Raw genomic sequence first — 21329 nt, forward strand, 5'->3', positions numbered from 1 at the left:
TCCCCCGGCCGGTCCTCACGGGGTCCCACGGTCGGCCGTGAGTCCGGTCACCCGGCACCCGCGTGCCGCATTTCGTCTCATAGGCTGGTCGCAGTGAACGTGCCCGGCCTTGCCCACCCCACCGCCCTCGGCGCCGACCCGCGCCCTGCCGCCCTGCGTGCCCTGCTCGCGCTGGCGGTGGTCTTCATCATGCTGGCGACGACCGGCTGGACGGCCGTGCACCGGCCGGAGGGGGGCACTCCGCTGCGGACGGCCGCCCTCGGCGCGTGGGCCAAGGCCCGGATCGACGGCCGCCCGGTGCCGCCCGCGAACGCCCCCGCACGGACCGTGGCCCGTTTCTTCGCCGGCCTCGACGGCGCCCAGCAGGCCCGCCTGGTCGACGGCTACCCCCTCGTCGTCGGCAACCTCGACGGGGTCCCTCCCGCCGTTCGCTATCGGGCCAACCTGCAGGGCCTGGAGCAGGCCCGCCGGGTCGAGGAGGCCCGCGGCCGCGATGTCGCGCTGACGCCGGCCGACCGGGCCACGGCCACCCGGCGCTCGCACCGGTTCGCCTCGCTCGCCGACCCTGACCGGCAGATCCTCGCCTTCGATCCGTCCGGCGGCGGCCGGGTGGCCGAGGTATTCGGCGACCTCGGCCGGGCCGAGCGGGTCTCGGTGATCGTCCCCGGTGTCGACACCGACGTGTTGACCTTCGAGCGCACCCAGCGCCGTCTGACCTCCCCCGTCGGCATGGCCGAGTCCCTGTACCAGGCCCAGCGCACGGCCGACCCGGACCGCCGGACGGCGGTCATCGCCTGGGCCGGCTACACCGCCCCCACCGGGGTCGGCATGGACGCGGCCACGGGCCGGATGGCCGTCGACGGCGCCGTCCTGCTGAAGGCCCTCACCACGACCCTGCCCGGCGACGCGAGCGTGGCGCTGTTCTGCCACAGCTACGGATCGGTGGTCTGCGGGGTGGCCGCGCACGAGCTGCCGCGCCGGGTGACCGACGTGGTGGTCGCGGGCAGCCCCGGGATGCGCACGGAGAACGTGGCCGGGCTGCACACCTCGGCGCGGGTCTGGGCGACGCGCGACGAGGGCGACTGGATCGCGGACGTTCCGCACCTGGAGGTCGGCGGGCTGGGCCACGGCGCCGATCCGGTGTCCCCGGAGTTCGGCGCGCGGCTGCTTTCCTCGGCCCGGGCCAGGAGTCACACCGGCTATTTCGCGCCAGGGACGGACTCGATGGACAATTTCGCCAAGATCGGAACCGGTGCGTTCGGTTCCGTTGTCTGCGCGACCGGCGACGATGCCTGTAGGCGCGGAATTTCCGGGACAGAGCAGGACCGACGCGCGTAGAGGCGCGGAAAACGGGCCCCGCAACCGGGGGGACGCGCGGGGGCGCCGCCCTTTACGATGTGCCGCATGGGTGACGTACTGGCCGGAAATCATGCCGTCTGGGAGTTCGACTCGGACTCGGTGCTCATCCGCTTCACACGGGGGATCAGAACGCCGAGGCTGCTCCATGCCCTGGGCTCGCGTCGAATCCCCCTCGAAGCGGTGTCCGCCGTGTCCGTGACCGAGACCGGCGGCAAGCGCGACGCGGTGGTCCTGCGTGTCCTGCCGCGGCCGGGAGCGGATCCGCTGACGGAAGCCGCCGCCGGGCAGCTGAAGGATGCCTGCGACCCGTACCGGCTGGTGCTGCCGGGTGACCGGGCACCGGCGGCCGCCGCATTCGCCGACGCGCTGCGGTCCCGGCTCGGGCCGGATGCCGACGAGCCGTCCGAGCGCTTCCTCGTCGACGTGCCGCAGCCGCCGGTGCACCTGAAGGCGTACGACGCCCGGGTGTCCTTCGACGGCTCGGCGATCACCTTCCACTGGTCCCGTACGGGCGCCACCGGCACCAAGTGGAAGGCGGGCGACCAGCGCTACCCGCTGGCCGCCCTCACCGGCGTCGAGTGGTGCTCCCCCGAGGGCCCGGGCGGCCACCTGCGGCTGGTGCTGCGGGACGCCGCCGGTGACCCCCGCCCCGACCACGACCTCTCGTCGGCGGTCTTCGGCACGGGCTACGGGGCGGTCCACGATTCGCTGCCGTTCGCCGCGGCCGTCCTGGCCGCCCTGCGCAGCCGTACCCCGGTCGCCGCCGTGCCGCGGGCCCGCTCCGGCGACGACCGGCTGCGGCACCTGAGCGAGCTGCACAGCGCGGGACTGCTCACGGACGCGGAATACGCGGCGCTGCGGGACCGGTTCGCCGCCGAGTCGCTGTAGCGGCCGGGCGCGCGGGCGGGCGCTCGCGCGCCCCGGCGGCTCAGGCCTCCCGCGCCGTCGAGGTGGCGCTCATGTCCGGGTAGCGGTCCCCGGCGACCTGCGCGGCGATCGGCTCCAGCAGGTCCAGCTCGGCCTGCGTGAGGACGATCCGGGTCGCCGCGGTGTTCTCGCGCAGCCGGGCCGGCTTGCGGGTGCCCGGGATCGGGACCACGGTCAGCCCGTGCACCTTCGCCCGCTGCTGCACCCAGGCCAGGGCGATCTGCGCCGGGGTCGCACCGCGCTGCGCGGCGATCTCCCGGACCGGGACCAGCAGCTCCGCGTTGGCCTTGGCGTTGTCGCCGTTGAAGCGCGGCTGGTAGCGGCGGAAGTCGTTCTGCGACAGCTCCGCGGACGCGTCCGCGAAGGACCCGGTCAGGAAGCCCCGGCCGAGCGGGGAGTACGCCGCGACGGCCACGCCCAGCTCCGCCGCCGCGCCCACCGCGCTGCGCTCCACGTCCCGACTGAACAGCGACCACTCCGACTGGAGCGCCGCGATCGGGTGCACGGCGTGCGCCTCGCGCAGTTCGGCGCCCGTGACCTCACTGAGGCCGAGGTGGCGGACCTTGCCCTCCTGCACCAACTCCGCCATGGCCCCGACGGATTCGCTCAGCGGCACGGCCGGGTCGCGCCGGTGCATGTAGTACAGGTCGATGACGTCCACGCCGAGCCGGCGCAGGCTCCCCTCGACGGACGTGCGGACGTAGGCGCGGTCGTTGCGGATGCCCCGGTACTGCGGGTCGTCGGTGCGCTCTATCGCGAACTTCGTCGCCAGGGTGATCTCGTCCCGGTGGGCGGCCACGAAGGGCGCCAGGAACTCCTCGTTGCGTCCCCGTCCGTAGACGTCCGCGGTGTCGAAGAGGGTGACACCGGCCGCCAGCGCGGCCTCCAGGGTCTCCCGGGCCGCCGCCTCGTCGGTGTCCCCGTAGAACTCGCTCATGCCCATGCAGCCGAGCCCCTGGACGCCGACCGGCGGGCCGCCCTTGCCCAGCTCGACCTGTTCGAGGGTGGTTCCGTGCTCCGTCATTGCTGTGCCTTCCCCGATACCGTTTTCATGGCGTACATGTCGATCTTGTAGTCCAGTACGGCGAGTGCGTCCGTGAGCTCCGTGATCCGCGAACGCACCTCGCGGCGCGTGCGTTCCAGCAGCTCCCGGCGCTCCCCGACCGTGTGGGCGCCCTCGCGGACCAGTTCGGCGTACCGGACCATGTCCGCCACCGACATCCCCGTGGCCCGCAGCTTGCCGACGAAGGCCAGCCAGTCGAGGTCCTTGTCGGTGAAGCGCCGCTGTCCCGAGTGGGAGCGGTCCACGTGCGGCATCAGGCCGATCCGCTCGTACCAGCGCAGGGTGTGCTGGGTCAGACCGGTCCGGGCCTCGACCTCGCTGATCGTGTACCGCGTCTGCGTCAGGCTCTGGCTCATGACTCCACGCTAAAACCCTTGAGTGCACTCCAAGCAAGTAGGCTCGGCGGCATGGAGAGCGTGGAGGGCGTGAACGGCATGGAAAGCCTGCGGATCATAGAGACCTGGCCGGTACCGACCGCCGCGGCGGGCGTCGTGCGGGCCGACGGGAGCCTCGCCGGCTCCCACGGGCCCGTCGACCACCGGTTCGCGCTGGCGTCGGTCACCAAGCCGCTCGCCGCGTACGCCGCCCTCGTCGCGTACGAGGAGGGGGCGATCGAGCTGGACGAGCCGGCCGGCCCCGAGGGGTCGACGGTCCGTCACCTGCTGGCGCACACCAGCGGCCTGGCCTTCGACGAGCACAGGGTGTCGGCCCCGCCCGGACAGCGCCGGCTGTACTCGAACGCCGGTTTCGAGGAGCTCGGCGACCACATCGCCAAGGCCACCGGGATCCCCTTCGCGGAGTACGTGCACCAGGCTGTCTTCGAGCCGCTGGGTATGGAGCGGACCACCCTGGAGGGCTCGCCCGCCAAGGACGGCGTCTCCACCGTCTCCGACCTGCTGCGCTTCGCCGCCGAGCTGCAGGCACCCCGGCTGCTGGACGTCCGTACGGTCGCCGACGCGACCTCCGTCGTCCACCCCGGGCTCAAGGGCGTCCTGCCGGGCTACGGACACCAGTCCCCCAACGACTGGGGCCTCGGCCTGGAGATCCGCGACCACAAGTCCCCGCACTGGACGGGCGCTTCCTCCTCGCCCCGCACCTTCGGCCACTTCGGCCAGGCCGGCACCTTCCTGTGGGTGGACCCGGACGCGCGCGCGGCGTGCGTGGCCCTGACCGACCGCGCCTTCGGCCCGTGGGCGGCCGAGGCCTGGACCCCGTTCACCGACGCGGTGCTGGCCGAGCTCCGCTCCCGCTAGTCCGAGCTCCGCTCCCGCCGGGCCGCGCCCGTCCCGGCTTCGGCCGGGCCGGGGAATTCCCAGATCAGCAGCTCGCCCGGGGACCCGGCGACGATCTCCAGGTCCCGCTCGGCGGAGATCCGTACCGAGTCGCCGGGGCCCAGCTCCTCCCCGTCCAGGCGCAGGTCCCCGCGGACCACGTGCAGGTACACCCGGTCCGCCGCCGGTACGGCGACGCGCTCGCCCGCGCCGGGCCGCCGGACGTGCAGGACGGCGCCGGCCGCCGGGACCTCGTAGGGCACGGCGTCCGTGAGCTCCCGGACCACCTCGTACGAGGGCTCGCCGCCCGCGACGAGCGGCGCGAGCCACATCTGCACGAAGCGCAGCCGCCCGGCGCCGTCGTTGCGCTCCGCGTGCCGCGCCCCGGACCCGGCGCCGAGCCGCTGCACGTCCCCGGGCCGCACCTGGCTCTTCTCCCCGGTGCCGTCCTGGTGGGTGAGCTCGCCCTCGATCACCCAGGTCACGATTTCGGTGTGGCTGTGCGGGTGCTCGTCGAAGCCGGCGCCCGGTGCGAGGGTCTCCTCGTTGCAGGCGAGGACCGGGCCGAAGCGCAGGTTGTCCGGGTCGTAGAAGGCGCCGAAGGAGAAGGCGTGCCGGGTGGTGATCCCGGCGGCCGGGTCCCCGCCCTGGTACCGGTCGGCGCCGCGGCGAACATCAATCATGAACGCCACGGTAGACCCAGCCACGGGTCGGAGCGCGGGCCGGACACGGGACCGGACTCCGCGCACCCGTCCCGATAAGGCAGTCTTGTCACGTGCCCCAACCCGAACGTGAGCATTCGCCCGCCACCCCTGCCGCGCATCCCGCTCCCGCCCATCCGCACACCGCGACGCTCCGCCGACTGGAGAAGTCCTCCGGCCGGCTGGCCGCCAACGCGATCGCGCGCATGGACGAGACCCTGCCGTGGTACCGGGCCATGCCGCCCGAGAACCGGTCCTGGATCGGCCTGGTCGCCCAAGCGGGTATCGCCGCGTTCACGGAGTGGTTCAGGCACCCGGAGACCCCTCAGGCGATCTCCACCGACGTCTTCGGGACGGCTCCGCGCGAGCTGACCCGGGCGATCACCCTGCGGCAGACCGTCGAGATGGTCCGCACCACGATCGAGGTCATGGAGGCCGCGATCGAGGAGGTGGCGGCGCCGGGCGACGAGTCGATCCTGCGCGAGGCGCTGCTGGTGTACGCCCGGGAGATCGCCTTCGCGACCGCCCAGGTGTACGCGCAGGCCGCCGAGGCGCGCGGGGCCTGGGACGCCCGGCTGGAGTCCCTGGTGGTCAACGCGGTGCTGTCCGGCGAGGCGGACGAGGGCGCGCTGTCCCGGGCGGCGGCGCTGGGCTGGAACTCCCCGGAGCACGTGTGCGTGGTGCTCGGCACTGCGCCGGAGGGGGACAGCGAGCTGACGGTCGAGGCGATCCGGCGCGCGGCCCGTCACCACAAGCTCCAGGTCCTCACGGGTGTGCTCGGGGACCGTCTGGTGGTGATCGCGGGCGGCAGCGACAACCCGATCCAGGTGGCCAAGTCGCTGATCGGGCCGTTCGCGGCAGGTCCGGTGGTCGCCGGACCGGTGGTGTCCGACCTGTTGAACGCAACGAAGTCGGCGCAGGCCGCGGCGGCCGGGCTGAAAGCGTGCACGGCCTGGCAGGATGCCCCTCGGCCCGTCCTGGCGGACGATCTCCTGCCGGAGCGGGCCATCGCCTCCGATCCCGCTGCCAGGGATCAGCTGGTGGAGGAGATCTACAGACCACTGGAGGAGGCGGGGTCCGCACTACTGGAGACCCTGAGCGTCTACCTGGAGCAGGCCAGCAGCCTCGAAGGGGCGGCGCGGATGCTGTTCGTGCACCCCAACACGGTGCGCTACCGGCTGCGACGTGTGACCGACGTCACCGGGTGGTCTCCTTCCGATGTCCGCTCTGCGTTCACGTTGCGGATCGCCCTGATTCTGGGGCGTCTGGCCGACGGCGATCCGCAGTCCTAGACTTTTGTCGGACATCAACAATTACCCCGACGGTTCTTCGTCCCTGTCCCCACGGGCGTCAGGGACCATCCACAAGAGAGAGTGTGAGGGTGCTCGTACTCGTCGCTCCCGGCCAAGGCGCTCAGACGCCCGGCTTCTTGACTCCCTGGCTCGAACTTCCCGGTGCCGCCGACCGCGTCGCCGCGTGGTCGGACGCCATCGGGCTGGACCTTGCCCACTACGGCACGAACGCCGACGCCGACGAGATCCGCGACACGGCCGTGGCCCAGCCCCTGCTGGTCGCCGCGGGTCTGCTGTCCGCCTCGGCGCTCGGTTCCCCGGCCGTCTTCGGCGCCGTGGCCGGCCACAGCGTCGGTGAGATCACCGCCGCCGTGTACGCCGGCGTGCTGTCCGATGCCGACGCGCTGTCGCTCGTCCGGACCCGTGGGCTCGCCATGGCCGAGGCCTCCGCCGTCACCGAGACCGGCATGGCCGCGGTCCTCGGCGGTGACCGCGACGCGGTCGTGGCCCACCTGGAGAAGCTGGGCCTGACGCCGGCCAACGTCAACGGCGCGGGCCAGATCGTGGCCGCCGGCACCGTGGAGCAGATCGAGGCTCTGCAGGCCGACAAGCCCGAGGGCTCCATGAAGGTCGTCGCCCTCAAGGTCGCGGGCGCCTTCCACACGCACCACATGGCCCCGGCGGTCGCCACCCTTGAGAAGGCCGCGGAGGCCCTCACCCCGGCGGACCCGTCGCTGAAGTACGTATCGAACAGGGACGGCCTCGTCGTCGCCACGGGCGCCGACGTCGTCGCCCGCCTGGTCGGCCAGGTCGCCAACCCGGTCCGCTGGGACCTGTGCATGGAGACGTTCGCCGAGCTGGGCGTCACGGGAATCATCGAGCTCTGCCCCGGTGGCACCCTGACGGGTCTGGCCAAGCGCGCGCTGAAGGGCGTACCGAGCGTGGCTCTGAAGACCCCGGACGATCTCGACAAGGCCGCGGCGCTCATCGCCGAACTGACGGCCTGAGAGAAGGAGCCCACACAGCATGTCCAAGATCAAGCCGGCCAAGGGCTCCCCTTACGCCCGCATCCTCGGTGTTGGCGGCTACCGCCCGACCCGTGTGGTGCCCAACGAGGTCATCCTCGAGACCATCGACTCGTCCGACGAGTGGATCCGCTCCCGCTCCGGCATCGCGACCCGGCACTGGGCCTCGCCCCAGGAGACCGTCGCCGCGATGTCGGTGGAGGCCTCGGGGAAGGCGCTGGCCGACGCCGGTGTCGCCCCGGAGCAGATCGGTGCCGTGATCGTCTCGACGGTCTCGCACTTCAAGCAGACTCCGGCGATCGCGACCGAGATCGCGCACCGGATCGGCGCGGGCAGGCCCGCCGCCTTCGACATCTCCGCCGGCTGTGCCGGATTCGGCTACGGCCTGACCCTCGCCAAGGGTCTGGTGGTCGAGGGTTCCGCGGAGTACGTCCTCGTCATCGGCGTGGAGCGGCTCTCGGACCTGACCGACCTGGAGGACCGCGCGACGGCCTTCCTGTTCGGTGACGGCGCCGGCGCCGTGGTCGTCGGTCCCTCGGACGAGCCGGCCATCGGCCCCACGGTGTGGGGTTCGGAGGGCGACAAGTCCGAGACGATCAAGCAGACCGTGCCGTGGGACGAGTACCTCGGCAAGGACGGCGGCGAGAAGTTCCCGGCCATCACCCAGGAGGGTCAGGCGGTCTTCCGCTGGGCCGTCTTCGAGATGGCCAAGGTGGCCCAGCAGGCGCTCGACGCCGCCGGGATCACCGCGGATGACCTGGACGTCTTCATTCCGCACCAGGCGAACATGCGGATCATCGACTCGATGGTGAAGACTCTGAAGCTGCCGGAGCACGTCACGGTCGCCCGTGACGTGGAGACCACCGGCAACACCTCGGCCGCCTCGATTCCGCTCGCTATGGAGCGGCTCCTGGCGACCGGAGCGGCGAAGAGCGGCGACACCGCGCTCGTCATCGGCTTCGGGGCGGGACTCGTCTACGCCGCGACGGTCGTTACCCTCCCCTAGGGCCGGGATCCACATCCCACCCTGTTCCACCCCAGTCAGCTATAGAAGGAGCGCCACATGGCCGCCACGCAGGAAGAGATCGTCGAGGGTCTCGCGGAGATCGTCAACGAGATCGCCGGTATCCCCACCGAGGACGTCGCGATCGAGAAGTCCTTCACCGACGACCTGGACGTCGACTCGCTCTCCATGGTCGAGGTCGTCGTCGCCGCCGAAGAGCGCTTCGACGTCAAGATCCCGGACGAGGACGTCAAGAACCTCAAGACGGTCGGCGACGCCGCCGAGTACATCCTGAAGCACCAGGCCGCCTGAGCCTGACGAGCGTTTGTCGCCACCTGGCGGTGGCGCCGTGACAATTCAGCACCCCCTGAGACGTGGAGAAAGAATTCCTGTGAGCCCGACCAATCGCACCGTGGTCGTCACCGGTATCGGCGCAACCACTCCGCTGGGTGGCGACAGCGCTTCGACCTGGGAAGGTCTGCTTGCCGGCCGTTCCGGCGTCAAGCCCCTGGAGGGCGAGCGCTTCGCCGAACTCCCGGTACGCATCGCCGCTCGGGCCGCCGTCGACCCGAGTGAAGTCCTGCCCCGGCCGCTGGCCCGCAAGCTGGACCGCTCGGCGCAGTTCGCCGTCATCGCGGCCCGCGAGGCGTGGGCCGACGCCGGCTACACCACCCCGGCCGGCGAAGAGACGGAAGAGGGCGCGTTCGTCGCGCCCGAGCGTCTGGGCACCGTGATCGCCTCCGGTATCGGCGGTGTCACCACCCTGCTCGACCAGTACGACGTACTGAAGGACAAGGGCGTACGCAGGGTCTCCCCGCACACCGTCCCCATGCTCATGCCGAACGGCCCGTCCGCCAACGTCGGCCTGGAGGTCAACGCCCAGGCGGGCGTGCACACTCCGGTCAGCGCCTGCGCGTCCGGCGCCGAGGCCATCGGCTACGCCGTCGAGATGATCCGTACCGGCCGTGCCGACGTGGTCGTGGCCGGCGGCACCGAGGCGGCGATCCACCCGCTGCCGATCGCCGCGTTCGCCAACATGATGGCGATGTCCAAGAACAACGAGAACCCCGAGCAGGCTTCCCGCCCGTACGACAAGGCCCGTGACGGCTTCGTACTGGGCGAGGGCGCGGGCGTCGTCATCCTGGAGTCCGCCGAGCACGCCGCCGCGCGCGGCGCCCGGGTCTACTGCGAGGTGCTGGGCCAGGGCCTGTCCGCGGACAGCCACCACATCGCGCAGCCGGAGCCGACCGGCCGCGGTGTCGCGGCCGCGGTGCAGAACCTGCTCGACAACACGGGTCTGGACCCGGCCGAGCTGGTCCACCTGAACGCGCACGCCACGTCCACCCCGCAGGGTGACACGGCCGAGCTGAAGGCCCTGCGCAAGGTGCTGGGCGACGACCTCGACCACATCGCGATCTCCGCGACCAAGTCGATGACCGGTCACCTGCTGGGCGGCGCGGGCGGTATCGAGACCGTCGCGACCGTGCTGGCGCTGTACAACCGGCTGGCCCCGCCGACGATCAACGTCGACGACCTCGACGAGGACATCGACGCGGACATCATCGTCGGCGAGCCGCGCAAGCTGCCGGCCGACGGCCCGATCTCCGCGATCAACAACTCCTTCGGCTTCGGCGGTCACAACGTGACCCTGGCCTTCCGCACGGTCCAGTAACCGCGCGGCAGTCATGGGAAGGGCCCACCCGGTGCATCCGGGTGGGCCCTTCTCGTGTCTGCTGCGGTGCGGGGCCGGGCGGCCCGGACCGGGCTCAGACCACCTGGTGGAGCCAGCGGACCGGGGCGCCCTCGCCCGCGTAGCGGAAGGGCTCCAGTTCGTCGTCCCACGGCTTGCCGAGCAGTTTGGCGATCTCCGCCTCCAGGTCGGTCTCGCCGCGCGCGGACCGGGCGAGGGCGGCGCGCAGCCGGTCCTCCGGGATCAGGATGTCGCCGTGCAGTCCGGTGACGGCGTGGAAGATGCCGAGCTCCGGGGTGGAGCTGTAGCGCTCGCCCTCGGCGTTCGGGCACGGTTCCGCGGTCACCTCGAAACGCAGCAGGTGCCAGCCGCGCAGCGCGGAGGCGAGCTTCGAGGCGGTGCCCGCTTCGGCCTGCCAGGAGAACTCCGCTCTCCAGGTGCCGGGGGAGGCGGGCTGTCTGATCCAGTCGAGGTTCACCCGCACCCCGAGCACCCCTGCAACAGCCCATTCCACGTGCGGGCAGAGCGCGCGCGGTGCGGAATGCACGTACAGAACTCCACGTGTCGTCACCGGGACCTCCAGTGTGGGACGAGGTCGGGAATAAACTCCAGAAAACGGACAGTATGTGACGTGATGTAATGTAACGGAAATTATTTGACATTGCGCTACGGGACCTGCGGCCGAAACGCCACGGGAAAAAGCTACCGTGCGCCAGGGGTCATGGTGTGACGTACGGTCGCTCCGAACCCGGTAAACACAGAGCTTTCACTCAGCAGGACCCCCCGAACGACACGGGGGCGACAAGGAGGGTCCCTTCCCATGCGCACCACCGCTCCGCGCCGCCGCGCGCGCCGGACTCTCGCGGGCGCGGGCACGGCGGTCGTGCTGCTGGCCGGGGCGGCCACCGGGTGCAGCTCGGGCGGGTCGGCCGAGCAGGGCGGGGAGCGCGGGGCACAGAGCGCACCGCGCTGGAACACGGCGCCCGCGTCGATCGCGGCCGTGGGCGACTCCATCACGCGCGGGTTCGACGCCTGTTCGGTGCTGGCCGACTGCCCGGAGGTCTCCTGGGCCACCGGGAACGACCCGGCGGTCCGCTCCCTCGCCGCGCGGCTGCTCGGGGACGCCGAGGCGCCCGCCCGGAGCTGGAACTACGCGGTGACCGGCTCGCGGATGGCGGACCTGCCGGCCCAGCTGGCGGGGGCCGCCGTGCACAAGCCCGACCTGGTCACAGTGATGGTGGGCTCGAACGACGCCTGCCGGCCCACGGCTTCGTCGATGACCCCGGTGGCGGATTTCCGGGCCGGATTCGAGAAGGCGCTCGCGGAGCTGCGGGCCGCCTCACCCGCCTCCCAGGTGTACGTCTCCAGCGTGCCGGACCTGCAACGGCTGTGGGAGCAGGGCAAGGACCTGCCGATGGTGCGGCAGGTCTGGAAGCTGGGCATCTGCCAGTCCATGCTGGCCGATCCGCTGTCGGCGGCCACGGGGGCGACGGCCCGGCGCGAGCAGGTGCGGGCGCGGGTGGTGGAGTACAACGAGGTGCTGCGCGAGGTCTGCGGAAAGGATTCCCTGTGCCGCTACGACGGCGGCGCGGTGTTCCAGTACCCCTTCGCGGCGGATCAGTTGAGCCGCTGGGACTGGTTCCATCCGGGCAAGGACGGGCAGGCGCGGCTCGCGGAACTGGCGCACCGCCAGGTGACGGCGGCCGAGCCGCCACGTTGACGCTCCGGTACGGGAGGGGTCCGGGGGCGGGTGTCAGGGCCCGCCCCCGGACCGGTTCTCAGGGGTGATTTCCGGCCATACCGTGTGTCACGCGATGTCGAGCGTCGCGGTCAGCCGGGTGTCACCGTGCGAGTGGCTCACGCGGACCTCGTAGGCGCCGCCGATCCGCCGCCAGCCGCGGGCCTCCTCGTCCCAGATCTCGAAGGCCCGGGCGGGCAGCGGGATCTCGGTCTCGACGCTCTCGCCGGGGCTCGCCACGACGCCCGCGAAGGCGGCCAGCCAGCTCGCCGGGCGCTCCGCGGTGTCCTGCGCGGGCGCCAGGTAGACCTGGACGACCTCGCGGCCGGGCCGGGCGCCGGTGTTGGTGAGGCGGACCCGGACCGTGTCGGCGGTGGCCTCCAGGGACTCGTAGGTCCACTCGGTGTAGCCGAGGCCGTGCCCGAAGGGGTAGGCCGGGGTCACGCCGTGCTTCTCGTACGCCCGGTAGCCGATGAAGAGCCCCTCGCGGTACTCCAGTCGCCCGTCGGTGGGGACCACCTCGGTGACGGGCGCGTCCGAGAACCTCGCGGGCCAGGTGGTGGGCAGCCGCCCGCCCGGCTCCGCGTCGCCGAGGAGTACGTCGGCCAGCGCGGCCCCGCCCTCCTGCCCGGGGAACCAGGTCAGCAGGACGGCGGCGACGTCCTCGCGCCACGGGAGCTCCACCGGGGAGCCCGCGTTGACGACGACCACCGTGTTCGGGTTGACGGCGGCGACGGCGCGCACCAGGTCGTCCTGGCGGCCGGGGAGGGTGAGGTTCTGCCGGTCGAAGCCCTCGGACTCCAAGCGCTCGGTGGTGGCGACGACCACGACGGCGGTGTCGGCCTCGCGGGCCGCGGCCACGGCCTCGGCGATCAGCTCGTCGGCGTCGCGCCGCGGGCCGAGGTGGAGCAGCGAGAACATGATCGCCCGGAGCGGCAGCGCGGTCATGTCGGGGACCTGGAAGGTCAGTGACACCTCGACGGGCTCGCCCTCGGTGAGGGTGACGCGGGCCCGCTCGTTGGGAGCACCGAAGAAGGCCTCGAAGGGGTCGGCCTCGTTGCCCATCTCCTGGACGCCGCTCCACAGGCTCTCGCCGCCGACGGCGAGGGCGAAGGCGCCGAGTCCGCGGGTGCCGAAGGCGTGCCGGCCGCTCTCGCGCGGCACGAACGTACCGCGCACCTCGATGCTCGCCATGGTCTCGTACGTGACCCCCGCGGGCAGGTCGTCGCCGATCCACTGGACCTGGCCGGACGGCAGGCCGCCCTCGCCGAGGACGGCGCCGGAGGCGTCGCGGCAGACGGCGTGCAGCTCGAAGCCCTGACCGGCGGGGGTGAGTTCGTCGGAGGGGTCGGCGCCGACGCTGAAGGTGAGGGCGCCGTCGGGCAGGGCCGCCGTGAGGCCGTCGAGCGGGGAGACGATCCGCTCGGGGAAGACGGTGGCGCTGCCCCCGCCGAGGACCCGGGCGTCGCGGGCGGCGGCGCCCGCGAGGGCCACGGTGCGGCCGGCGGTGGCGTCGAGCGGCAGCGCCCCCTCGTTCCGGACCAGGACGAAGCCGCGGGCGGCGAGCTCGCGGGCCAGCGCCTGGCCGTCGATCGGGGCCGGGGCGCTCTCCACGGCGGCGGGGGCGCCCTCCAGGACGCCGACGCGGGCGGCGAGGCGCAGGACGTTGCGCACGGCCTCGTCCACGGCGGACTCGGGGACCTCCCCGGCCCGGACGGCCTCGGCGAGGGCGGGGCCGTAGACGGTGGTGGGGCCGGGCATGGCCACGTCCATGCCGCCCCGGATGTCGCCGGTGGTGGAGCGGGCGGCCATCCAGTCGGAGACGTTGCAGCCGTCGAAGCCCCACTCGGCGCGCAGGACCTCGTTGACCAGGTACTGGTGCTCCGTCATGGTCGTGCCGTTGACCTGGTTGTAGGCGGTCATGATGCCCCAGGGGTGGGCATTGGCGACGATGGCCTCGAAGGGCGCGAGGTACAGCTCGCGCAGCGGGCGCGGGGCGATGACGCTGTCGACGGTGAACCGGTCGGTCTCGGCGTCGTTGCCCACGTAGTGCTTGACGGTGGTGCCGACCCCGCCGTCCTGGACGCCGTTCACGTAGCCGGAGCCGATGGCGCCGGTGAGGTACGGGTCCTCGGAGTAGCACTCGAAGTGCCGGCCGCCGAGCGGGGAGCGGTGCAGGTTGACGGTGGGTGCGAGGAGGACGTGGACGCCCTTGCGGCGGGCCTCCTGGGCGAGGAGCCGGCCGGCTCGGCGGGCGAGCTCCGGGTCCCAGGCGGCGGCGAGCGCGGTCGGGGACGGCAGGGCGATGGACGGGTCGTCCGCGGTCCAGCGCACGCCGCGGACCCCGATGGGGCCGTCGGACATGACCAGGGACTCCAGCCCGATCGCGGGGACGGCGGGCAGGGACCACATGTCCCGGCCGGCCAGGAGCCGGGTCTTGGTGTCGAGATCCAGTTTGCCCAGCGCCGCCTCGACGGCGTCGTTGCGTGACTGCTCGCGGACCTGATCGGCATCGGTCACGGCCGTGCCTCCTCGTTGAGTGCGGTTGCTCGGTGCGGTGCCCCCATCGTGGACCTGTTGCCTGTTGAACGGTAGGGTTCGTAATCTGTTCGTGATATTTGGATGCCGTACGGTCCTGTGAGCAGGGCCTGAACGGAAGGGGTGCCGGGGAGATGGTCAGGGCGAGGAGCGAGGAGCGCCGCGGGGAGATCGTCCGCGCCGCCGTCGAGGTCATCGCGGAGCGCGGCTACCGGGGAGCGTCCCTGGCCACCGTCGCCGAACGCGTGGGCCTGACCCAGCAGGGGCTGCTGCACTACTTCCCGACCAAGGAGGCCCTGCTGGTCGCGGTGCTGGAGGAGCGCGACCGCTGGGACACGGGCGGTGGCTCGCGCTCCGCGGCCGACACCTGGCGCCTGGACCTGCTCGCCTCGCTGGTCGAGTACAACGCCATGCGCCCGGGCATCGTGCAGACCTTCTCGGCACTGCTGGGCGAGAGCGTCACCGACGGGCACCCGGCCCGGGAGTTCTTCACCGAGCGCTACGCCCAGGTCCGCTCGGAGATGGCGGCGGTACTGCGCGCCGAGTTCGGCGACCGCCTCCCCTCGGGGCTCACCCCGGAGCAGGCGGCCCCGCTGCTGACGGCGGTCATGGACGGCCTCCAGTACCAGTGGCTGCTGGCCCCCGAATCGGTGGACATGCCCGCCGCCTTCCGCTCGTTCCTGACGCTGCTGCGGGGGCCGGGGGAAACGGCCTAGCGGCGGATGCCGGACAGGTCCCGGTCGGCGAGTTCCGGACGGGACGTCAGTACGGTGTGCACCGCCTCCAGGACCGGCAGCGGCGCGTGGGCGGTGGCCAGGGCCACGTCCTTCGCGGCGAGAGCCACCGGGAAGTTCGAGGTGTCGGCGTACGCGCGGGCCACCGCGCCCGCCAGCGGCCCGCGGGCCAGTCGGCCTCGGACCAGTTCCTCCGGCAGGCCCATGGCCTCACCCAGCCTCAGGGCCTCGGCCACCAGGGCCACCCAGCCGACCGCAGCGTTGATCAGCACCAGCTTCAGCGCCGCGCCCGAGCCCAGCGGCCCGCAGTCGGTGACCTCGCCCAGGACGTCGAGCACCTCCCCCACCCGGGACGGCAGCGGGGCACCGCCGGCCAGCACCCACAACTCCCCCGTGGCAGCCCGGTCCACACTGCCCATCACGGGCGCGTCGGTCAGCGCCACCCCCGCCGGCAGCCGCCCCGCGAGCTCCCGTACCGCCTCCGGCCCGACGGTCGACGTGTCGATCCAGTGGACGCCCGGCCGCAGCGCGGGCAGCACGCTCTCCGCAACGGCCCGCAGGGCCGCCGGATCGGCCAGCATCGTGACGACTAGGTCCGCACCGCGCACGGCCGCGCCGGGCGTGGCGGCGACCACCGCACCGGCCGCCTCCAGCGGCCGCGCATGCTCCGGCGTCCGGTTCCAGACCGTCAGCTCGTACCCCCGGGACAGCAGGTGACGGGCCATCGGGGCGCCCATCCGACCGAGGCCGAGGAACGCGATCTTCAGTGCTGTGTCCATGCCTCCGACGCTAGGTGGGGCCGACCCATGCGACAAGCGAATGTCTAGCATGGCTTCCATGCCCACTTCGCACAGTCTGTACGAGGTCTTCCTACGTGTGGCCCGCCTGGCCTCCTTCACCGCCGCCGCCAGCTCCCTCGGCTACACCCAGTCCGCGGTCTCCCGGCAGATCCAGACCCTGGAGGACGAGTGGGGGACCCCGCTCTTCGACCGCCTCCCCCGCGGGGTCCGGCTGACCGAGGCCGGCCGGATCCTGCTCCCGCATGCCGAGGCCGTCGGTGAGCGGCTGCGCACCGCCCGCGCCGAACTCGACGCGCTGCGCACCCTCGGCGCCGGCCGGCTGCGCATCGGCGCCATCTCCACCGTCGACGCCGCGCTGCTGCCCCGTGCGCTGGCCGCCTTCCGGGCCCGCCACCCCGGCGTGGCCGTCACCCGTACCGAGGGCCCCTCCGCCAAGCACCTGGCCCTGCTCGCCGCCGGGGACCTCGACGTCGCCGTCGTCGCGGACACCTCCGCGGAGCCGCCCGGCGGCTGCACCCCGCACCACCTGCTCGACGAGCGGATGTACGTGGCCCTGCCGAGCGGCCACCGGCTCGCCGGGCGCACCGACGTACGGCTGGCCGAACTGGCCGACGAGGAGTGGATCGCGGCGGACACCCGGCCCGAGGAGACCCTCATGCACTCCGCGCTGGCCGGCGGCTTCCGCCCCCGGACCGGTTTCGTCGCCGCCGACTGGATCGCCAAGCAGGGCTTCGTGGCGGCCGGGCTCGGCGTCACCCTGGTTCCGGCGCTCGCCGCCTCCTCGACCCGGGCCGACCTCGCGCTCGTCCCCCTGCATCCGGACGACACCCCGCGCCGCCGGGTCTACGCCGCCACCCCGCGCGGGATCGCCCCCTCCCCCGCCGCCCTCGCCTTCCTGGCCCTGCTGAAGGAGGCCGCGGCCGGGCTGGCATCCTGACCGCGTGAAGATTGCCGCCGCGCAGCTGACCTGTACCCCCGCCGATGTACGGGCCAATGTCGCCCGGGCCGCGGACCTCGCCGCCCGGGCCCGTGAACAGGGTGCCGAGCTGGTGGTGTTCCCCGAGCTCGCGCTGACCGGGTACGAGCTCGCCGCGCTGGCCGCCGACCCGGGCCTGTGGACGGCCGCCGACGACCCCCGGCTGGATCCGCTGCGCTCCGCCGGGATCGCCACCGCGGTGAACGTCGCCCTGCCCACCGACGGCCCGCGCCCTGCGCTCGCGACGCTGGTCCACGACGCGGACGGCGCGCACGTGACGACGTACGCGAAGCAGCACCTGTACCGGCACGAGCAGGATCTCTTCCGGCCGGGCGAGGGGGACGGGCGCTTCGAACTCGGCGGGATCCGCTTCTCCCTGGGCGTCTGCTACGACAACCACTTCCCCGACCTGCCCGGCCGGGGCGCGGCCGACGGCTGCCGGGTCCACCTGTCGAGCTCCCTGTACGGGACGGGCGACGGGATCCACGAGCGTGCCACCGTCCATCCCGGGATCGCGCGGGAACACGGGCTGTACGTGGTCCTCGCCAACCACGTCGGCCCGGCGGGCCCGTGGACCGGCTGCGGCCGGGCGGCCGTGTGGGCCCCGGGCGGGGCCCTGCTGGCGGAGGCGGACGACCGTACGCCCTCGGTGGTGACGGCCTCGGTCGGGACGGCCCGGTCGTGACGGCCCCGGTCGTGACGGCCCCGGTGTGATGAGGTGGGCGCCATGAGCGACTTCGAGACGATCACGGTGCCGGAACGCCTCCACGGATACCCGGGGGTGGCCTTCGGCGGCTACGTGGCGGGCGTACTGGCCGCCCGCGCCGCGGCGAAGAGCGTACGGGTGGACTTCCGGCGGCCCGTGCCGACCGGGGCTCCGGTCCGGCTCGCCGCGACCGCGGACGGCGGCTGCGAGCTGACGGACGGCGAGCTGCTGCTGGCCGTGGCGAGCCCGGCCGAAGCGCCCCGCACGGACTCCCCCGAAGCCCCCTCCTGGGACCGTGCCGTGGCGGCCGCCGAAGCCTTCCGGGCGGACCCGCCGGAGGGTCAGGCCGACTGCTTCGGCTGCGGCCTGGACCGCACGCCCGCCACCGGGCTGCGCCTGCACTGCGGTGCGGTGCCGGGCCGCGAGCTGGTCGCCGCCGCGTGGACCCCCGCGCCCGAACTGGGCGGCGCGGACGGGCTGCTGCCGCCCGAGCTGGTGTGGGGCGCGCTGGACTGCCCCGGGAACGCGGCCGGCCGGCTGCTCGACGGCCGCGGGGCCGGTGCGGTCACCGCAGCGCTCGGTGCCCGGCTGCTGCGGCCGGTACCGGTGGGCGAGGGGCTCGTCTCGTACGCCTGGATGCTGTCGGCCTCGGGCCGCAAGTACACCGTGGGCACGGCCCTGGCCACGGCCGACGGCGAACTGTGCGCCGTCGGCGAGGCGCTGTGGGTGGAGCCGCGCCCGCGCCCGTGACGGCTCACGCGGAATCGGGCAGGAGGTGCTTGCTGCCCCACGTCCCGAGGGGCTCCAGGGCCGCGTTCAGGTCCTGGCCCAGCGGGGTCAGGGAGTACTCGACGCGCGGCGGAACCTCGTCGTACACCTCGCGGTGCACGATGCCGTCGTTCTCCAGCTCGCGCAGCTGGGCGGCGAGCACCTTCTCGGACACGCCCGGGACGAGCCTGCGCAGTTCACCGAACCGGCGCGGGCGCTGATCGAGCTCCCACAGGAGCGACACCTTCCATTTGCCGTCGATCACGGACATCGCCGCCGCGATCCCGCAGTGGTCCGCACCGGGCCTTCGTGTCACCGCCATCGCACACCCCTCCCCACCTGCTCGCTCACCCCGGGGTAACCACCCACTCCGAAGTGCGTACTTGAGCGCTTCCACGCCTGCCACCAGGCTAATCGTCATGACCGACACCACACCGCAGAGTTCCCTCACCCTCCTCGGCCTGGGCGACATGGGCACCGCCCTCGCCCGCACCTGGCTCGCAGCCGGACACCCCCTGACCGTCTGGAACCGCACCCCCGCCAAGGCCGGGGTGCTGGCCGCCGAAGGGGCCGTCGCCGCCCCGAGCGCGGCCGCGGCCGTCGCCGCGAACCGGCTGGTCGTCGTCTGCCTGCTGGACGACGCCAGCGTCGGCGCCGCCCTGGACGGCATCGACCTGGCCGGCAAGGACCTCGTCAACCTCACCACCGGCACCCCCGCCGAGGCGCGCGCCCGGGCCGTCTGGGCCGAGGAGCGCGGCGCCCGCTACCTGGACGGCGGGATCATGGCCACGCCGACGATGATCGGCGTCCCCGAGACCGGCGGGTACGTCTTCCACAGCGGTTCGCGCGCACTCTTCGACGCCCACCGGGCCGTCCTGGAGGTCCCGGCCGGGGCCCGATTCGTCGGCGAGAACCCCGGGCACGCCGCCCTGCACGACGTGGCGCTGCTCAGCGCGATGTGGGGGATGTTCGCCGGCATCTCGCATGCCTACGCGCTGACCGAGGGGGAGGACATCGCCCCGAAGGACCTGGCTCCGCTGCTGTCCGAGTGGCTCGGCGCGATGGGCTTCTTCGTCGGCAACGCGGCCGAGCGGCTGACCTCGGGGGACTTCACCTCGGGGGTGGTGTCCAACCTGGCCATGCAGGTCGCGGGCAGCGGCACCATGCTGCGCACCGCCGAGGAGCAGGGCGTCAGCACCGAACTGGTCTCCCCGTACGTGGACCTGCTGCGGCGCCGGCTGGCCGCGGACCCGGCCGCGCACGGCGGGGAGGACACCACGGGGGCCATCCTGCTGCTCAAGCGGTAGCCGGCCGGGGCCCGTGGCCGGAGCACGGGTCAGGGCCGGAGCACGGGTCAGGGCCGGAGCACGGGCCGCGGCCCGACGGTCACGAGTACGCGGGCGGCGGCGGTCCGAAACCCGCGGGGGTGGTTTCGGCAGCCGGAGCCTCGTCGGTCCGCAGGAGGTCGCGCGCCATGAGGGTGGCCCCGGCCACCGCTCCCGGCATCAGGAACACCGCGACGAGCGGCACCAGGAAAGCCAGCACCAGCGGCACCCCGAAGCCCAGCACCAGCATCCGCCGCGAGCGCATCAGCGCCAGCCGGTCGGGCAGCTCCATCTTGCGCCGCTGGAGGGCCACGGCGGTGAGCTCCTGGGTGAGGAAGTACCCGGAGACGCAGAACCCGAGCACCGGGATCACGGTCTGCCCTATCACCGGGATGAACCCGAGGGCGAACAGCAGGATCCCGTACAGCAGCACCCGCGCGAGCACCTTGATGCTGTCCCGGGCCGAGACCCACAGCTCCAGCCAGAGCGGGAGCCCGGACTCGGGGACCTCGCCGCCCTCGCTGCGGTCGACCTGCTCCGAGAGGGACTCGTAGAACGGCTGGCCGATCAGCAGGGTCACGGCGGTGAAGGTGATCACCGCGACGAAGAGCCCGAGGCCGAAGAGCAGGGTGGTCAGGAAGCCGCGGAAGAGCGCGAGCCACGGCGAGGACCAGCCGTCGGCGAAGGGGGTGGCCCAGGCGGTCAGGTCGTCGGCGCCGTAGCCGAGCCCGATCAGGGCGCCGGCGTAGAGGACGAACGCCACGAGCCCGGGCAGCAGCCCGAAGCCCAGCCACCGGCCGTGCCGGAACACCCATCGCTGTCCGGCCAGCAGATACCGGAAGCCCCCCGCAAGATCACGCATGGGGCCAGTTTACGGCGAAGGCCGCACCCCGGTCGGGGTGCGGCCTTCGCGCTGCGAGCGCCCGATCAGACGGCGAGCTCGACGGTGATGTTGCCGCGGGTGGCCTTGGAGTACGGGCAGACCTCGTGGGCCTTCTCGATGAGCTCCTTGGCGGTGGCGGCGTCCACGTTCGGGATCACGGCCGAGATCTTGACGATCAGACCGAAGCCCTCGTCGTTCTTGCCGATACCGACCTCGGCGGTGACCGTGGAGCCGGATATGTCGGCGTTCACGTTCTTCGCGACGACGCCCAGGGCACCCTGGAAGCAGGCGCTGTAGCCGGCGGCGAACAGCTGCTCCGGGTTGGTACCGGCGCCGCTGCCACCGAGCTCCTTCGGCGGGTTCACGACGACGTCGAGCTGGCCGTCGTTGGTCGCGACACGACCGTCACGGCCGTTCTCCGCGGTGGCGACAGCGGTGTAGGCGACGTCGGACTGCTGGATGGACATAAAGGAAAATCCTCCTGGTAATCGCCGTGACTCGCGCCCACGATCACGACGGTGTGCAGTGAG

Annotated in this window: 23 protein-coding genes; 14 read left to right on the forward strand and 9 right to left on the reverse strand. The window is 72.9% G+C overall.

Features of this window, described 5'->3' with window-relative positions:
* The first annotated feature begins 177 nt into the window (after positions 1-177).
* Both IE257_RS02470 and IE257_RS02475 read left to right on the forward strand, forming a co-directional pair.
* A complete protein-coding gene (locus tag IE257_RS02470) occupies positions 178-1338 on the forward strand; it encodes an alpha/beta hydrolase (protein WP_372453044.1) in 1161 nt (386 codons plus the stop codon).
* 57 nt (positions 1339-1395) lie between these two features.
* Positions 1396-2247, forward strand: a complete 852-nt coding sequence (locus IE257_RS02475; protein ID WP_189964022.1) for a DUF4429 domain-containing protein — start codon at positions 1396-1398, stop codon at positions 2245-2247.
* 40 nt (positions 2248-2287) lie between these two features.
* Here IE257_RS02475 and IE257_RS02480 read toward each other — a convergent pair whose 3' ends face one another.
* Together IE257_RS02480 and IE257_RS02485 are read right to left on the reverse strand one after the other, a co-directional pair.
* Entirely contained in the window at positions 2288-3310 is a 1023-nt protein-coding gene (locus IE257_RS02480; protein WP_189964024.1) for an aldo/keto reductase, read from the reverse strand.
* A complete protein-coding gene (locus IE257_RS02485) occupies positions 3307-3705 on the reverse strand; it encodes a MerR family transcriptional regulator (RefSeq protein WP_189964026.1) in 399 nt (132 codons plus the stop codon). Before IE257_RS02485 ends, IE257_RS02480 begins: the two co-directional genes overlap by 4 nt.
* A 78-nt stretch (positions 3706-3783) precedes the next feature.
* On the opposite strand from IE257_RS02485, the gene IE257_RS02490 reads away from it, so the two are divergent.
* Complete coding sequence (locus tag IE257_RS02490; protein ID WP_189964769.1) at positions 3784-4602, forward strand: serine hydrolase domain-containing protein; 819 nt, start codon at positions 3784-3786, stop codon at positions 4600-4602.
* On the opposite strand, the gene IE257_RS02495 is transcribed toward IE257_RS02490, so the two are convergent.
* Entirely contained in the window at positions 4599-5303 is a 705-nt protein-coding gene (locus IE257_RS02495) for a pirin family protein (RefSeq protein WP_189964028.1), read from the reverse strand. The two genes, IE257_RS02490 and IE257_RS02495, sit on opposite strands and share 4 nt — an antisense overlap.
* 92 nt (positions 5304-5395) lie before the next feature.
* On the opposite strand from IE257_RS02495, the gene IE257_RS02500 reads away from it, so the two are divergent.
* From IE257_RS02500 to IE257_RS02520, 5 genes are all read left to right on the forward strand, one after another.
* Positions 5396-6613 carry a PucR family transcriptional regulator gene (locus tag IE257_RS02500; protein WP_189964030.1) on the forward strand — a complete coding sequence of 406 codons (1218 nt, stop codon included), beginning with the start codon at positions 5396-5398 and terminating at the stop codon, positions 6611-6613.
* Between the two features lie 89 nt (positions 6614-6702).
* Positions 6703-7620, forward strand: a complete 918-nt coding sequence (locus IE257_RS02505; RefSeq protein ID WP_189964032.1) for an ACP S-malonyltransferase — start codon at positions 6703-6705, stop codon at positions 7618-7620.
* A 19-nt stretch (positions 7621-7639) separates the two neighbouring features.
* Positions 7640-8644, forward strand: coding sequence for a ketoacyl-ACP synthase III (locus IE257_RS02510; protein ID WP_189964034.1), 1005 nt, complete (start codon positions 7640-7642; stop codon positions 8642-8644).
* A 57-nt stretch (positions 8645-8701) separates the two neighbouring features.
* Positions 8702-8953 (forward strand): acyl carrier protein, encoded by a 252-nt coding sequence (locus IE257_RS02515; RefSeq protein WP_053702965.1) that lies wholly within the window; start codon positions 8702-8704, stop codon positions 8951-8953.
* A 79-nt stretch (positions 8954-9032) separates the two neighbouring features.
* On the forward strand, positions 9033-10313 hold the full coding sequence (locus IE257_RS02520; RefSeq protein WP_189964036.1) for a beta-ketoacyl-[acyl-carrier-protein] synthase family protein: 1281 nt from the start codon (positions 9033-9035) through the stop codon (positions 10311-10313).
* A gap of 94 nt (positions 10314-10407) precedes the next feature.
* Here IE257_RS02520 and IE257_RS02525 read toward each other — a convergent pair whose 3' ends face one another.
* The gene (locus tag IE257_RS02525) at positions 10408-10902 is read right to left on the reverse strand and encodes a DUF3145 domain-containing protein (RefSeq protein ID WP_189964038.1); all 495 of its coding nucleotides are present in this window, start codon (positions 10900-10902) and stop codon (positions 10408-10410) included.
* Positions 10903-11151: 249 nt separating this feature from the next.
* Between IE257_RS02525 and IE257_RS02530 the strand changes: the two genes are divergently transcribed.
* Positions 11152-12051, forward strand: coding sequence for an SGNH/GDSL hydrolase family protein (locus IE257_RS02530; protein ID WP_189964040.1), 900 nt, complete (start codon positions 11152-11154; stop codon positions 12049-12051).
* 87 nt (positions 12052-12138) lie between these two features.
* Here the strand turns inward: IE257_RS02530 and IE257_RS02535 are convergent, their stop codons facing one another.
* On the reverse strand, positions 12139-14589 hold the full coding sequence (locus IE257_RS02535; RefSeq protein ID WP_189964042.1) for a beta-glucosidase family protein: 2451 nt from the start codon (positions 14587-14589) through the stop codon (positions 12139-12141).
* Positions 14590-14741: 152 nt separating this feature from the next.
* Between IE257_RS02535 and IE257_RS02540 the strand changes: the two genes are divergently transcribed.
* Positions 14742-15323, forward strand: a complete 582-nt coding sequence (locus tag IE257_RS02540) for a TetR/AcrR family transcriptional regulator (RefSeq protein ID WP_189964043.1) — start codon at positions 14742-14744, stop codon at positions 15321-15323.
* Here IE257_RS02540 and IE257_RS02545 read toward each other — a convergent pair.
* Positions 15320-16120: an NAD(P)-dependent oxidoreductase gene (locus IE257_RS02545; RefSeq protein ID WP_189964045.1), complete on the reverse strand. Its 801-nt coding sequence runs from the start codon at positions 16118-16120 to the stop codon at positions 15320-15322. The genes IE257_RS02540 and IE257_RS02545 overlap by 4 nt on opposite strands.
* A gap of 58 nt (positions 16121-16178) precedes the next feature.
* Here IE257_RS02545 and IE257_RS02550 point away from each other — a divergent pair, with 58 nt between their 5' ends.
* Genes IE257_RS02550 through IE257_RS02560 form a run of 3 tightly spaced genes read left to right on the forward strand, consistent with a single transcriptional unit; the run spans position 16179 to position 18573 of the window.
* On the forward strand, positions 16179-17078 hold the full coding sequence (locus IE257_RS02550; RefSeq protein WP_308277852.1) for a LysR family transcriptional regulator: 900 nt from the start codon (positions 16179-16181) through the stop codon (positions 17076-17078).
* A 4-nt stretch (positions 17079-17082) separates the two neighbouring features.
* Positions 17083-17802 (forward strand): carbon-nitrogen hydrolase family protein, encoded by a 720-nt coding sequence (locus IE257_RS02555; protein WP_189964049.1) that lies wholly within the window; start codon positions 17083-17085, stop codon positions 17800-17802.
* A gap of 42 nt (positions 17803-17844) precedes the next feature.
* Positions 17845-18573: a PaaI family thioesterase gene (locus IE257_RS02560; RefSeq protein WP_189964050.1), complete on the forward strand. Its 729-nt coding sequence runs from the start codon at positions 17845-17847 to the stop codon at positions 18571-18573.
* 4 nt (positions 18574-18577) lie between these two features.
* Here IE257_RS02560 and IE257_RS02565 read toward each other — a convergent pair whose 3' ends face one another.
* Positions 18578-18913: a winged helix-turn-helix transcriptional regulator gene (locus IE257_RS02565; RefSeq protein ID WP_189964052.1), complete on the reverse strand. Its 336-nt coding sequence runs from the start codon at positions 18911-18913 to the stop codon at positions 18578-18580.
* Between the two features lie 97 nt (positions 18914-19010).
* Between IE257_RS02565 and IE257_RS02570 the strand changes: the two genes are divergently transcribed.
* Positions 19011-19898 (forward strand): NAD(P)-dependent oxidoreductase, encoded by an 888-nt coding sequence (locus IE257_RS02570; protein WP_189964054.1) that lies wholly within the window; start codon positions 19011-19013, stop codon positions 19896-19898.
* Between the two features lie 79 nt (positions 19899-19977).
* Here the strand turns inward: IE257_RS02570 and IE257_RS02575 are convergent, their stop codons facing one another.
* The gene (locus IE257_RS02575) at positions 19978-20778 is read right to left on the reverse strand and encodes an EI24 domain-containing protein (protein WP_189964056.1); all 801 of its coding nucleotides are present in this window, start codon (positions 20776-20778) and stop codon (positions 19978-19980) included.
* Positions 20779-20843: 65 nt separating this feature from the next.
* Positions 20844-21266 carry an organic hydroperoxide resistance protein gene (locus IE257_RS02580; RefSeq protein ID WP_030657091.1) on the reverse strand — a complete coding sequence of 141 codons (423 nt, stop codon included), beginning with the start codon at positions 21264-21266 and terminating at the stop codon, positions 20844-20846.
* Between the last annotated feature and the right edge of the window lie 63 nt (positions 21267-21329).

It is taken from the genome of Streptomyces avidinii (assembly GCF_014650695.1).
GTDB lineage: Bacteria > Actinomycetota > Actinomycetes > Streptomycetales > Streptomycetaceae > Streptomyces > Streptomyces avidinii.

Coding starts and splice junctions, on each gene's coding strand:
- IE257_RS02475 (WP_189964022.1), top strand. CDS start 1,396: ATGTGCCGCATGGGTGACGTACTGGCCGGAAATCATGCCGTCTGGGAG.
- IE257_RS02575 (WP_189964056.1), bottom strand. CDS start 20,778: ATGCGTGATCTTGCGGGGGGCTTCCGGTATCTGCTGGCCGGACAGCGA.
- IE257_RS02485 (WP_189964026.1), bottom strand. CDS start 3,705: ATGAGCCAGAGCCTGACGCAGACGCGGTACACGATCAGCGAGGTCGAG.
- IE257_RS02530 (WP_189964040.1), top strand. CDS start 11,152: ATGCGCACCACCGCTCCGCGCCGCCGCGCGCGCCGGACTCTCGCGGGC.
- IE257_RS02560 (WP_189964050.1), top strand. CDS start 17,845: ATGAGCGACTTCGAGACGATCACGGTGCCGGAACGCCTCCACGGATAC.
- IE257_RS02495 (WP_189964028.1), bottom strand. CDS start 5,303: ATGATTGATGTTCGCCGCGGCGCCGACCGGTACCAGGGCGGGGACCCG.
- IE257_RS02580 (WP_030657091.1), bottom strand. CDS start 21,266: ATGTCCATCCAGCAGTCCGACGTCGCCTACACCGCTGTCGCCACCGCG.
- IE257_RS02540 (WP_189964043.1), top strand. CDS start 14,742: ATGGTCAGGGCGAGGAGCGAGGAGCGCCGCGGGGAGATCGTCCGCGCC.
- IE257_RS02550 (WP_308277852.1), top strand. CDS start 16,179: ATGCCCACTTCGCACAGTCTGTACGAGGTCTTCCTACGTGTGGCCCGC.
- IE257_RS02490 (WP_189964769.1), top strand. CDS start 3,784: ATGGAAAGCCTGCGGATCATAGAGACCTGGCCGGTACCGACCGCCGCG.
- IE257_RS02480 (WP_189964024.1), bottom strand. CDS start 3,310: ATGACGGAGCACGGAACCACCCTCGAACAGGTCGAGCTGGGCAAGGGC.
- IE257_RS02515 (WP_053702965.1), top strand. CDS start 8,702: ATGGCCGCCACGCAGGAAGAGATCGTCGAGGGTCTCGCGGAGATCGTC.
- IE257_RS02570 (WP_189964054.1), top strand. CDS start 19,011: ATGACCGACACCACACCGCAGAGTTCCCTCACCCTCCTCGGCCTGGGC.
- IE257_RS02545 (WP_189964045.1), bottom strand. CDS start 16,120: ATGGACACAGCACTGAAGATCGCGTTCCTCGGCCTCGGTCGGATGGGC.
- IE257_RS02510 (WP_189964034.1), top strand. CDS start 7,640: ATGTCCAAGATCAAGCCGGCCAAGGGCTCCCCTTACGCCCGCATCCTC.
- IE257_RS02565 (WP_189964052.1), bottom strand. CDS start 18,913: ATGGCGGTGACACGAAGGCCCGGTGCGGACCACTGCGGGATCGCGGCG.